16 protein-coding genes are annotated in these 12016 nt (G+C 63.1%); 15 read left to right on the top strand and 1 reads right to left on the bottom strand.

Annotated features, from left to right (window positions below):
* Positions 1 to 32 precede the first annotated feature (32 nt).
* The gene (locus tag K5658_RS12910) at positions 33 to 404 is read right to left on the bottom strand and encodes a helix-turn-helix domain-containing protein (protein WP_281425889.1); all 372 of its coding nucleotides are present in this window, start codon (positions 402 to 404) and stop codon (positions 33 to 35) included.
* Between the two features lie 85 nt (positions 405 to 489).
* Here K5658_RS12910 and K5658_RS12905 point away from each other — a divergent pair, with 85 nt between their 5' ends.
* The 15 genes from K5658_RS12905 to K5658_RS12835 all read left to right on the top strand — a co-directional run bounded on the left by K5658_RS12905 (position 490) and on the right by K5658_RS12835 (position 12014).
* Positions 490 to 723 carry a transcriptional regulator gene (locus K5658_RS12905; protein ID WP_221063542.1) on the top strand — a complete coding sequence of 78 codons (234 nt, stop codon included), beginning with the start codon at positions 490 to 492 and terminating at the stop codon, positions 721 to 723.
* Between the two features lie 11 nt (positions 724 to 734).
* Positions 735 to 896 carry a hypothetical protein gene (locus tag K5658_RS12900; protein ID WP_221063541.1) on the top strand — a complete coding sequence of 54 codons (162 nt, stop codon included), beginning with the start codon at positions 735 to 737 and terminating at the stop codon, positions 894 to 896.
* A 127-nt stretch (positions 897 to 1023) separates the two neighbouring features.
* On the top strand, positions 1024 to 1425 hold the full coding sequence (locus K5658_RS12895; RefSeq protein WP_221063540.1) for a hypothetical protein: 402 nt from the start codon (positions 1024 to 1026) through the stop codon (positions 1423 to 1425).
* Entirely contained in the window at positions 1422 to 1892 is a 471-nt protein-coding gene (locus K5658_RS12890; protein ID WP_221063539.1) for an XF1762 family protein, read from the top strand. The genes K5658_RS12895 and K5658_RS12890 overlap by 4 nt, the downstream gene beginning before the upstream one ends.
* A gap of 208 nt (positions 1893 to 2100) precedes the next feature.
* Positions 2101 to 4473, top strand: a complete 2373-nt coding sequence (locus K5658_RS12885; protein ID WP_221063538.1) for a bifunctional DNA primase/polymerase — start codon at positions 2101 to 2103, stop codon at positions 4471 to 4473.
* A 291-nt stretch (positions 4474 to 4764) separates the two neighbouring features.
* Entirely contained in the window at positions 4765 to 5043 is a 279-nt protein-coding gene (locus tag K5658_RS12880) for a hypothetical protein (protein WP_221063537.1), read from the top strand.
* A gap of 60 nt (positions 5044 to 5103) precedes the next feature.
* Positions 5104 to 6126, top strand: a complete 1023-nt coding sequence (locus tag K5658_RS12875) for a Rha family transcriptional regulator (protein WP_221063536.1) — start codon at positions 5104 to 5106, stop codon at positions 6124 to 6126.
* Positions 6127 to 6374: 248 nt separating this feature from the next.
* Positions 6375 to 7958 (top strand): ATP-dependent DNA helicase, encoded by a 1584-nt coding sequence (locus K5658_RS12870; protein ID WP_221063535.1) that lies wholly within the window; start codon positions 6375 to 6377, stop codon positions 7956 to 7958.
* A 46-nt stretch (positions 7959 to 8004) separates the two neighbouring features.
* Complete coding sequence (locus tag K5658_RS12865; protein ID WP_221063534.1) at positions 8005 to 9336, top strand: DNA cytosine methyltransferase; 1332 nt, start codon at positions 8005 to 8007, stop codon at positions 9334 to 9336.
* 13 nt (positions 9337 to 9349) lie between these two features.
* Entirely contained in the window at positions 9350 to 9793 is a 444-nt protein-coding gene (locus K5658_RS12860) for a hypothetical protein (RefSeq protein WP_221063533.1), read from the top strand.
* 36 nt (positions 9794 to 9829) lie between these two features.
* On the top strand, positions 9830 to 10165 hold the full coding sequence (locus tag K5658_RS12855; RefSeq protein ID WP_221063532.1) for a PDDEXK family nuclease: 336 nt from the start codon (positions 9830 to 9832) through the stop codon (positions 10163 to 10165).
* A gap of 283 nt (positions 10166 to 10448) precedes the next feature.
* Positions 10449 to 10799, top strand: coding sequence for an H-NS histone family protein (locus tag K5658_RS12850; RefSeq protein WP_221063531.1), 351 nt, complete (start codon positions 10449 to 10451; stop codon positions 10797 to 10799).
* Entirely contained in the window at positions 10796 to 11065 is a 270-nt protein-coding gene (locus K5658_RS12845; RefSeq protein WP_221063530.1) for an HU family DNA-binding protein, read from the top strand. The genes K5658_RS12850 and K5658_RS12845 overlap by 4 nt, the downstream gene beginning before the upstream one ends.
* Positions 11065 to 11664: a hypothetical protein gene (locus tag K5658_RS12840; RefSeq protein ID WP_221063529.1), complete on the top strand. Its 600-nt coding sequence runs from the start codon at positions 11065 to 11067 to the stop codon at positions 11662 to 11664. The genes K5658_RS12845 and K5658_RS12840 overlap by 1 nt, the downstream gene beginning before the upstream one ends.
* The gene (locus K5658_RS12835) at positions 11658 to 12014 is read left to right on the top strand and encodes a hypothetical protein (RefSeq protein ID WP_221063528.1); all 357 of its coding nucleotides are present in this window, start codon (positions 11658 to 11660) and stop codon (positions 12012 to 12014) included. Before K5658_RS12840 ends, K5658_RS12835 begins: the two co-directional genes overlap by 7 nt.
* Positions 12015 to 12016: the final 2 nt, after the last annotated feature.

Raw genomic sequence — 12016 nt, 5'->3', positions numbered from 1 at the left:
CACAGAAAAAACTGTGACAGATTTGGCAGGATTTAGGCTGCCTGCTCTTGTGGCCTGTTATTATTGGCCGGAGCTTGGCTCATTCCTCCATCTTGCTTTTCGATTTCATAAACATTTTCAACAGCCCGCCTCGTCTTTGGGCTTGCCTCCCGGAATAGCTGTAAATGTTTGCGCTCTTCTTCCGTTAGTAATTTTTCATCCACCATCTCAGCGCTTTCGTCATATAGCCAAAATGGATGAACCCTGCAAACCTGGGCAATCCTAATCAAATAAGACGATCCATCCGCCTTGCCGGTTTCTAAGCGCGAAACCATTTGCTGGGAAATGCCCACCTTCTCGGCAAGCCCCTTCTGATCTAGCCCGGCGTATTCGCGGGCCATCTTAATTCGTTCTGAAAGATTCATTCGCGAAGGCTACAACCGTGATTGTTTTTGTTCAAACAACTTTCATGGTTGACCGTCGTACAATTTTTATTGTACGCTGAACCCCATGAACACCAAAAACACAATCATCGAAAAGGCAATCGCCGCCGTCGGCTCCCAAAAAGAGTTAGCTCGGCGTATTGGCGGAAAAGTCAAGCAGCAACACATTCATAGGTGGCTGTACCTCACGAAGCGCCTACCCGCCGAACGCGCCATCCAGATCGAAACCGCCACCAACGGCGCGGTCACGCGCCACGAACTGCGCCCCGACCTTTGGCCCCCCCAAGACCGCGCCGCATAGAGGAGCCACCCATGATCGACCTAGCCCTCCTCACCCTCGGCACCGCCCTGGTCGGGCATCGCGCCTACCGCGCCCTGGCCGACCTGGACGCCCTGTATCTGGTGCCCGCCTTGGTGGGCGGTATGGGCGCGGCGCTGGTGGTTGAGATTGCCGTGTGGGCGGTGTCGCCATGAACAAGAAAATTGATGATTTCGTATCGCATTTGTAGTACCCCTCCGATGTTCGGTGGGGAAATGATGCCGCCCGGACCGGCGTGCGTCTCTATCATCAAACATCAGCTATGACAGGGAATGTTCAGCTATGCCGTACCGCCCCAGGACCATGGAACTGAAACTCGACGTTCCGCCGGACATCACCTATCAATACCCCGACCTCATGTCCGTGGTGCGGGCCTCGGTGCGGGCGTCCGGCATCCCCCTCAAGGTGTTGGCCGACAAGCTCGGGGAACGCGACGAGAACGCGCTGAGCCGGAAGCTCTCGGCCAACGGCGCCGACAATGTGAATTTCCCGCTCAAGAAGCTTTCGCTGCTCATCGCGGCGCTCGGGGAGGAAGGGAAACCCATCCTGTATTGGTTGAACGCGACCCATCTGGTGGAGCCGGAGCAGAAGGCCGAGCAGGCCGCCAAAACCCTGCAAGGGATGATGCCGACGCTGATCCAGCTCGTGCGGGATGTCGGCTACCTGGTGGAGAAGGCTCCATGAGCCTGGAAATCCGCCCGGTGACATTCGGCGAGGCCAAGGCGTTCATCGCCCGCCACCACCGCCACCATGGGCCCACCCGCTCATGGAAGTTCGGCGTCGGCGCGGCGCTGGGGGATGCCCTGGTGGGCGTCATCGTGGTGGGCCGGCCCGTGGCCCGCGCCCTGGACGACGGATTCACCGCGGAAGTCACGCGCTGCTGCACCGACGGCACCCGCAACGCCTGCTCGAAACTGTATGGCACCGCCGCCCGGATCTGCCGGGCAATGGGCTACCGCCGGATCGTCACCTACACCCTGGACACCGAGGCCGGGACCAGCCTGGAAGCGGCGGGCTGGACCTTCGCGGCCATGACCCAAGGGCACCGGGAATGGTCGTGCCCCTCCCGCCCCAGGGCAACCAAGGCACCGACCTGCGCGAAGAAACGGTGGGAAAAGCCGCTGTTCCGGGTCGTGAGGATAGCTGAATGATTTCGCGGGATAGCTGATGAGCGCCGATGGAACCAGGGCGGCCGGAAGGCGGCTCAAGGCAACAAAAAACCCGGCCGCTGGTAGCACAGCGCCGGGTTCCACTTCAACCACCTAAAGAGGAGGTGATCGACATGCGGATCATACCACGAACCCCCCCGCGCGCCGGGACGCTCCAGCCGGCCCACCCCTGCGGAACGGAGGCGCGGACATGACGGCACCGGCCCAGCAACCCAACCTGTTCCAGGCCATCAACCGGCTCTGGCCCGTCGGCCTGGATTTGATCTGGCTCCGGGAGCGCGACAAGGCGCCCGTCCAGCACCAATGGACCACCCAGGACCGCAAGACCCTGTCCGAACTCAAGCAAAGCTGGCGGCAAGGCTACAACCTGGGGATCCGGCTGGGCGTCCGGTCGGTGCTGCGGGAGGGCGTGTGCTGCGTGGGCGTGGACATGGACGTGCGCTCGGACGAGGCCCGCCATTTCCAGGAAGCCTACGCCGCCGTCGAGGAACTGCTGGAAGACCCCGGCCAATACCCGACCGTGCTGTCCGGGCGCGGCAACGGCTCCCGCCACTACTACGCCGCCGTCGAGATCGAGCGGCTGCCCCACACCTGCCACTTCCGGCGCTCCAAGGACACGGTGTACGACCCGGCCCGGAAGAAGCGGGTACCGGCCTGGGAGGTGGACATCGGTTCCACCGGGCGGCAGTTCGTGGCCCCCGGTTCGGTCCATCCGTCGGGGGGCGTCTACACCGAGACCGTGCCCCTCGACCACATCCCGGACGTGCCGGAAGCCTTCTACGAGGCGCTGGAGACCGTCCCGGAAACCGAGATCCACCGCGCCGTCGTCATCCCCATCAGCGCCGCCGACGTGGACCTCGACGCCCTGCCGTTGCCGGAGGGCATCAAGGAAAAGATCAAGTCCGGCCCGGCCCCGGAGGACGCGGGGCGCTGGCCCAGCCGTTCCGAGTATTTCTTCGCCATGCTCTGCGCCCTGGCCGCCGCCGGCCTGGACGACGAGACGATGTGCAGCGTGGCGACATGCCCGGCCTACGCGATGAGCGGGAAGCCGCTGGGGAACCGCAAGGGCATCCGCGCCTCGGCCATGCAATGGGTGGCCCGGCAGATTCCCCGCGCCCGCGCCCAGGCGGAACGCTGGAGGTTGGAAAACCGGCTGGACGTGGACCTCTCCGACCCGGCCAACAATCCGGGCATCGACGAGTTCTTCGATCCCGAGAACATCGCGGAAATGAACCGGCAGAAGAAGTACGAGGTGGTGCCGGAAGCCCCGGCCCAACACAGGCCGTTCCCCTGCGAGACGCTGAACGAGGTGGCGGCGTGGCTGCAAGCGGAAGCCCCGGAAATCTGCTGGCAGACCGGCCAACTGGCCGCGATCGCCCTGGCCAGCGCCGCCGCGAGCCGCCGGTACCGGACGGAGTTCGGCGACCCGTTGAACCTCTACACCGGCATCGTCACCAATTCCATCGGCCTGGTGCGGCACTACAAACCGGCCCTGCACCGCGCCCTGGCCGAAGCCGGATGCGCGGGCATGATCGCCAATGGCCGGTTCTCGTCGCCGGGCGTGCTGTACAACATGCTGCACCGCTCGCCCGCCCTGCTCTACGTCTCGGACGACTATGGCTCCCAGCTCGCGTTCGCCAAGCGCCAGCCGTCGGGGGCGCATGAGCAAACCCTGTCGATCTTCGCCGACATCCACAACGCCAAGCCCATATACCTCAACAACGGGCAGGAGGCCGGGATTGGCAAGCAGGGCGAACGGGTGGTCATCCACCACCCCGCGCTGTCCATCCTGGCCATGATTTCGGCGGACCAACTCTCCACCGTGGTCCGCGCCTCCGAACTCGGGCGCGGCGCCCTCGAACAATTCCTGTTCGTCCTGGCCCCGGAAGATCCCGCCGCCTACACCATGAACGATCCCGAACCCGGCGACGTGCCGGGCTGGATCACCGCCCATATCCAGGCCATCCGCCTGGTCGAGCAAGGCGACGACACCGACCTGGTGAAGGACAACCCCGCGCAAGAGCCGGACCTGAGGACCGTGCGGTTCGACGCCAAGCTCGACGCGGCCTACGCGGCGCTCATGGCGATCTCCGACCGGCGCGAGGCCCGGCCCATCCTGCTGTCGGCACGGGCCATCCTGCGGCGGCTGTGCGCCGTCCTGGCGGTGTGGGCCAACCCGCCCCATCCGGTGGTGTCGCGGGAAATCCTGGCCTGGGCTTCCGATTACGTGGCCGCCAACGTCCGGGCGTTCCTGGAAGCCTTCAACATCCTCAGCACCGACGACGGGAAGCTGACCCAGTACCAGCAAATCCTGGACTACATCGCCCAGGGCGGCGCGGAGGGCCGGACCCCGAAAGACCTGAGCCAGCGCTGTTGGGCCTTCAAGAAGCTCTCCAAGGAAAAGCGGGCCGAGACGATGGACCTGCTGGTGGAGGACGGGGAGGTGGCGCAGTTGCCGAGGGGCCGGGGCGGGAAGCTCTATGTCGCGGCGCGGTTCGTCAAGGAGGCCGGGGCCGTGGAGGCATTCGCGGAGGAAGCCGGGGATGGAGGCGAAGCCGCATGAGCCGCTTGACGCGCCTTCCTGTCCGGGCCTATGCTTTTCCTCGCCGCTCCTCATTGGGCGGTGGGGACTTTAGCAGGTTCCCGTTCGCAAGTAGGCGCACAGCCCCTCATCTGCGCTCCGGGCTTTTTTCATGCCCGGAATCCGCCCAGATTTCAATGACGGCCTGTGCGGGGATACCCGCGAGGGTATGCCGGTGCCTACTTGCCGGTCTGCTAACCCCGTACAGTCCGTCCACCCATCTTTTAGCAGGGATGGCGACGGCTCCTCAAATATTGCAAGTAGGAGTCCACCATGGCTATTCAACAGCCGCGCCCAGATACCGCCCAAATCTTGCCCTTCCCGGCAATCCCTTCCCTACCCAACGCCCTGAAAGCCCTGGAACGCCACAACCGGAAGAAGCGTCCGCGCACCATGGACGGCAGGCTCATCCTGCTGCTCTTGGAGCATACCGTTTCCAGGCTCATAGCCTCCAAAGCCTTGGATCCGACCGTGGTCATACTGCTCTGCATGGCCCGCGAGCATCTGACCGCCGCGCTCAAAATCTCCGAAGTTCCCAAGACCGGGGAATAAGCCCGCCCTACAACCGTTCAGCCCGGTCGATTGGAGCCGGGCTTCATGAGGTTTTTCACCATGAATGATCTTATCCACACCCAAAATCCGTCCATCACCATGTCCAGTGTGGACATTTCCGAGTTGGTCGAATCACGTCATGACAAGGTTAAGCAAAGCATCGAAAGGCTTGCCGAGCGTGGCGTAATCTCACCCCCCCCATTGGGGGAAGTCAAAGTTCAGCGCGAGCGCCGAACCTCGAACGCCATCGTCTCCATAGTCGGCGGCGTCCCTAAGACCACCTCTCTGATCGTCGCCGAGACTTTTGAGAAATCCCATGCTCATGTCTTACGCGACATCGATAACCTGGAATGCTCACCTGGTTTTCGTGAATCCAATTTTGGATTGACGTTCCGCGACGTGCCCGGCCCCAACAACTCGATCCGCCGGGAACGCATGTACGAAATGACCCGCGACGGATTCACGATCCTCGCCATGGGCTTCACCGGCAAGAGCGCCATGGAATGGAAGGAGAAGTACATCGAAGCGTTCAACCGGCTTGAACTCCTGGCCCAGCAGCCAGCTACGCCATCCCCCGCCAGCAGTACGCGCATTTCCCTGGAAATCGACGGGGACCGCCTCACTTTCGAGGGCGATCCCAGAAGCCGGACGGCCTTTCATTTCAACGACTTAGTTATAAAAAGGCTTATGCCGGATGGCGCGAAACTTACCCCATTGGGGGAAGTTCCAAAATCCCCTCAGAGTGAGGAGGTTTCTCCCCGAACCGCCGCGCCCAAGCCCTCCCAGGACGCCGGGGAACTCATCCTGTACTTCATAGGCCAGGGCGGGCCGGAAGGCCGGACCCCCAAGGACTTGGCCCAGCGCTGTTGGGCCTTCAAGAAGCTTTCGCCGGACGTGCGCGAGTCGGTCATGGCGAGCCTACTGGACCGGGGCGAGATCGTCCAGGTTCCCCGAGGGCGCGGGGGCCGGGCCTACATCAGGGTAGAGGGTAGCACCGGGTTGGATGTTAGTGCCTCTCCCGTCAAAGCCACGCCCGGCATGGCTTCCGGCCTTCGGGTAGATGGGAGAGGCGAATCCCCTTAGGGCTTATGCCCCCCCTATATAAAGAATTAGACCTCTTTATATAAGCATCTACCTCGCTACCCGAACGCTGAAAGCCTTACGTAGCAAGGGATTGAATGGAAGAGGAAGGTTCATCTACTTCGCGTCTACCCCTCTCCCGAAACCGAAAACAACCGAATTGCCGGGCCTAGGGTCGCTCCCGAAAAGCGATAAGCCTGAATCGCATGGCCCGGCATCCCCATCAGGCGGATCAACGACAGGTGATTGATATGCAACAAGTGAAAGCCCTCGCGGCGACCCAGCACCCATTCCTCGCCAGCATCGGCACCGGCATCGAACCCCCGCGCCAGGAACCCACCACGGACGGCCTGACGCCCCAGCAGGCGCACGCCTACGCCGGGATGCTGGAGTTCTGCCGGGGCCAGACGGACGCGGCCCTGATGGTGCTGGAAGGCTTCGCCGGGGTGGGCAAGAGCCACGTCGTCGGCAAGCTGGTGGCCGACCTGCAAGCGGAGCGCGTGATCGGCGTCGCGGCCCCCACCAACAAGGCGGTGAAGGTGCTGGCGGCCAACCTCCGCAAGTTCGGCGTGGTCCGGTTCGGCAACAAGCGGCCGCGTGGTTCGCGGTTCGACCGGGACGAATGGGACGGCCAGGGCGGCAAGGTGTGCGTCGGCACCCTCCACAGCTTCCTGGGGCTGCAAATGCAGGAGCGGGACGACGGCACCCAGCAAATCACCCAGAAGCGCGACAGCACCATCCACGACCTGGATGTGCTGGTGGTGGACGAGGCCTCGATGGTCGGCACCGAGATGTTCAAGCTGCTGCTGCGCGTCCGCCGCGACTGCCTGATCCTGTTCGTCGGCGACCCGGCCCAGTTGCCGCCCGTCGAGAAGGCCGGCGTGGGCATGTCCCCGGTGTTCTCCCACGTCGAGCGCAAAGCCCGGCTGACCGAGGTGGTGCGGCAGGCCCAGGGCAATCCCATGATCGGGCTGTCGATGGTGATCCGCAAATTCATCGAGGCCGAGCAGCGGATGACGATGGCCGACATCATGGCCGCCATCCCGGTGGACGCCAAGGCCATCGGGGCGTTCTCCATGCGGCCCGAGGAAATCGCCGAGTGGGCGGTCTCGGAAATCCGGGAGGGCCGGGATTGCCGGGTGCTGGCGTTCCGCAACGCCGCCGTCGAGTTCTTCAACCGGGCCGTCCACGAGGCCCTGTACGGCCCGGTGCCGGACGGACGCACCCCGTTCGACGTGGGGGAGCCCGTCATCGTCCACAGCGCCTGCGACGCCGACAAGGTGCGCGAGCACATGGTGCGCGTGATCGACGGCGTGGAGGTGTCCACGCCGGTCACGGACCCCACCCAGCTCCACACCAGCCAGGAACTCGTCATCAAGCGCATCGAACGCGACGTCAGGCACCGCTACTACCCGGACGTGCCCGAGCGCCCGAGCCTCCGCGCCGACCTCCTGTACCTGGACGACGGCGACGACAACGGGATCATGGTCCACGTGGCCCACGACCCCGACCTGGTGGGGCGCTTGGTGTCCGAACTGTTCACGCAGGCGAACGACCTCAAGCGCCGGGCCAACGACGAAATGAACCCGAAGCTGAAGGAAGGCCTGCTGACGGATTCCAAGAGCGCGTCGGGCCGGGCCTGGGCCCTGAAGAACGCCTTCGCCCCCATCCGCCACGCCTACGCCATCACCGTCCACAAGAGCCAGGGCAGCACGTTCGACACCGCCTTGGTGGACTACCGCGACCTGAACCGGATGGTGGAGGCGTACCAGTTCAACCGGGCGCTGTACGTGGCCTGCACCCGCGCCTCCCAATTCCTGGCCATCTGCGCGTGAGGATCGGCGCGATGGGCAACCGGAGCGGTTGGCGTGGGGGAAAACCATGAATTACTACAACGAATTCAATCCCGAAGCCGCCGAATGGCTCCGGGAATTGATAAAGGCCGAATTGATACCGGACGGGGTGGTGGATGAGCGCAGCATCGTCGAAGTCGAGGCCCAGGATTTGGGGAGATTTGTCCAATGCCATTTCTTCGCGGGAATCGGGGGATGGCCCAGGGCGTTGCAAATCGCCGGATGGCCGGCAACTCGACCTGTTTGGACCGGAAGCCCACCCTGCCAGGGATTCTCCGTCGCCGGAAAGCGCAAGGGGTTCGCCGACGAGCGCCACCTCTGGCCCGTCTTTTTCGAACTTATTCGTCGATGCCGTCCGGCGGCGGTTATCGGCGAACAAGTCGATGCCGCCATCGGCCACGGCTGGCTCGATCTTGTTCAAGACGACCTGGAAGGAGAAGGCTACGCCTTCGGGGCGGTCGGTCTCCCTGCTGCGTGCGTCGGCGCGTGGCATATCCGTCAGCGACTTTTCTTCGTGGCCCACCGACGGGGTGGAACTGGGTGCCGGCCCTTGGCCGACACCCGCGGCGCGGGACTGGCGATCCGGGGAAAGCCATCTGCACGGCCAGAATGCCCGGCCCCTGAACGAGGTGGTCTTGCTGTTGTGCGGCTGGCGCTGCCCGGATGCCCACCGGCGGGGCGGCTGTTATGCGGACCCTGGGAAGGTGATGGCGCGGATGGAGGCGGGCCACCAGGTGAACCTGGAGGACCGGGCGGTGCTATCGGGCTGGCCCACGCCGAACACGCCCAGCGGGGGCCGTTCGGTATCGCCGGACAAGATGGACGCCACGGGCCGGACGGCGGACGGCAAGAAGCACACGGCGAGCCTGGAACACGCGGTGAAGTTCGTGGCGGCGCCCTGGAACACACCCAGGGCGACGGACGGGACGAACGGTGGGCCGAACCAGGCGGGCGGGGCGTTGCCGGCGGATGCGGCGATGCTGGTGGGGTGGGCGACGCCCCTGGTGAACGATGGGCGGGGTTCGACGCACTGCTACGGCCCGCCGGGGCCGGGGGGGATGCGGGCGCTGTGGCTGAAATTGCCGGGAGAGGCGCTCCTGGTTTTTGGTCCCGGTCCCTCTTTATCCCCTGCCGGGACGGAAAAGCCCGTCCGGTACCGCTTGAATCCGTATTTTGCGGCGTGGCTGATGGGCTACCCGGAGGCATGGACGGAATGCGGGCTGAGGGCGGCTTCCCGCTTACAGGGGAAAAAACCGAAGGCCGGGCGGCGCTCTTGCGGGGCTACGGAAACGCCATAGTGCCCCAGGCGGGGGCGCTGGTGATCGGATCGTTCATGGAAGTCCTGGATTCAGCGCAATAGAAAGGGTGGGATCATGAATTTAGCCAAGGCGATGGAAATATATGGGCAAAACCAAAATATCAAACAAATCGTCGATGACGATTTGAATATGAGGGGCATTTATATTTCCCAATTGAATTTCAATAAGCTAATCGATTTCAGGCGGATCATCCAGGAAGGCATAGACAGGGATCAATTTAAGGGGAAGGATAAACCCGAAAAGCGCAGGGGATACAGGATGATTAGACGCGCCGTGGATTGCGCGTCCCGCCTCGCCGTGTTCCATCTTGTCCTGACCGATGGCATCACCCGGATACCTTTGGGCGTATTCGCTTCCACCCATGGTTTCGAGAGCGCCGCCAGGGCCGCTTATAAGGTCCATTCCGCCGTTATGCGAAGCCTTACGCTACCCCAGTGGCGCATCACCGACGGCGAGAAGGATTTAGCGCTGGAATCTTGCAAAACGAAGCGGGCATAGCGATATAATATTGGCGCTATTAACGATTCATGAACCATGCCAACGAGCCCATTGGAACGGCTTTTTGAAAGCCAGTGTTTGACGCTCAAATTGCCGGTTCCGGTGCGCGAATGGGAGTTTTGTGTCGGTAGGAATTGGCGGGCCGATTTCGCTTGGCCCGAATACCGCCTGATCCTGGAAATAGAAGGGGGCATTCATTCCAGGGGGAGGCATACCCGCGCCAAGGGTTTCGCCAACGATGTCGAAAAATACAACGAGGCGGCGCTGGGCGGCTGGGTGGTATTGCGGGCCACCGGGGAAATGGTCCGGGATGGCCGCGCGATAGGCATCGTCGCGAGGTTTTTCGATAAATCACGCAAGGCAAGGCCATGAACGGAAACGAAGCGGAGTTGGCGATGGTGGGCCGATGAAATGATGGCACACACCAAGGCCGTGGCGCGGCCATTATGTCGATGCTGGCATCAAAGGGCATCGTTACCAAGTGCCTCAAGATTACCGGCAACGGTCAACCCGGCCATCCGCTCTACCTGAAAAAAGATTTGCAACCATTCTTGTATTGCCCCACGGAACTTTCTTAAAATGGGTTTGTCTGGATTGCATATCGGCTAGGCCGGTGTACTATTTTTAATTTTACGAACCCGAGCGAGTAAACGTTATGTCCGAAGAGTTGAAAGGTAAGAGCGAAGAAGAATTGGAAACGACCATCGCCGAGGCCAAAAAGGCGCTGGAAGCCAAGCGGCGCGAAGCTCGCGCAGGCACCATCGCGAAGATCAAGGAATTGGCCGCCAGTATCGGCGTCACCGTCACCATTTCCGAATCCAACGTCGTCCCCATGAAGGCTGGCCGGGGTGGTAAGGTGCCGGCGAAATACCGTGATCCGGCCACGGGCGATGTATGGTCCGGTCGGGGTGTGCAGCCGACTTGGCTGCGGAAAAAAATCGAAGCCGGTCATAGCCCCGAGGATTTCCTGTTGCCGGAATTCAAGCCGCAGCAGGCCGCCGCATGACCAGGGCTGAACTCATCGCCGCCTTTGCGGCGGAATCCGGCCTATCCAAAGCCAAGGCCAAAGTGGCCTTGGAAGATTTGGAACGGGCCATTGAAACCGGCCTACAGCAGGATGGAGAAGTGCCGTTCCTGGGTAAACTCAAGGTCGAGGACAAGCCGGAGCGGCAAGGCCGCAATCCCAGCACGGGTGCGGTGATTACCGTGCCCGCCAGCCGCAAGGTGAAGTTCAAGCCTTCCAAAACCCTGTTGGATTCGCTCAACGCCTGATGCCGCGCCATCCATCGGTCAACTACAGCACGCCCCCTGGCCTGTCCGGCGATTATTTCCGCTGCGACCGGCTGGCGGGATTCTGGTCGGTGGAATCCTGCGCCAAACGCTGGGCCGCCGCGACAAAGGGTGGTGAAACCGCCGCCTCGTATCTGTCCTGCCGGAACTGCCCCATCGGCGCGGCCCACGCCGGGCAGGCGTGCGACAATCCCGAATACCACCGCCGGGTGTGCGTGCGTTGCGATGGTCCCGCCGTGGCCCGGTTTGTTCATGGGCTCTACTGCCAGTCCTGCGTCAACCGCCAGTACGAGATCGCCAAGGGCCGTGACGGGCGCGGCCATCCACCCCACCCGTTGGATATCTTCTGGTCCCTGGACCGGGAGGCGGTCAAGAGCAAGCTGCTCCGGGTCCACAGCGGCTTGAGCCTCGGCATCGTGGTCGAGGGCGGCGTCGTGGTCCGGCACGGCATCGCCGCGGCGACTTCCCTCGAAGCGGTGCGGGTGGTCATGCACAAGGAGCCGCGCAAGGTGGCGTTCTGTTGGGTTCCCGCCCATCCAGTCCAATCGTTCGAACCGGATTTGTTCGCCGCCGCATGTTGAGCCCGGCCAAGCCGCGCAGGATCAACCACGAGGACGCAGGGTGGTTCCTGGTGGAGCACGCCTGCCGGATCTGCTCCGGGCGGCTCCTGTGGCGTCCCGGTCCGAATGGCGGGGGACAGGCCAGGTGTGCCGAGTGCGGGGCCAAGGCGGTGGGCGAGCCCCGGAACCTGTGCTGGTGTGGCGCGAAGACGGCGACGGGCAAGAACGCGGGGTTGCGCTGCGTGCGGAATCCGGAGCGGACGCCGCAGAACCCGAACGAGGTGATCGTGGTGCCGGTCGAGGAGGCGGATATGGTGGTGGAGAGGAAGGGGGTTGTGACCAGGTATGTTGGAGAGCCCGACGATGAATGATG

Origin of the sequence: Methylomagnum ishizawai, from assembly GCF_019670005.1 — a bacterium.
Lineage (GTDB): Bacteria > Pseudomonadota > Gammaproteobacteria > Methylococcales > Methylococcaceae > Methylomagnum > Methylomagnum ishizawai.
The sequence above is the reverse complement of the archived record's forward strand: the minus strand, read 5'-3'. Positions and strand labels throughout refer to the sequence as shown.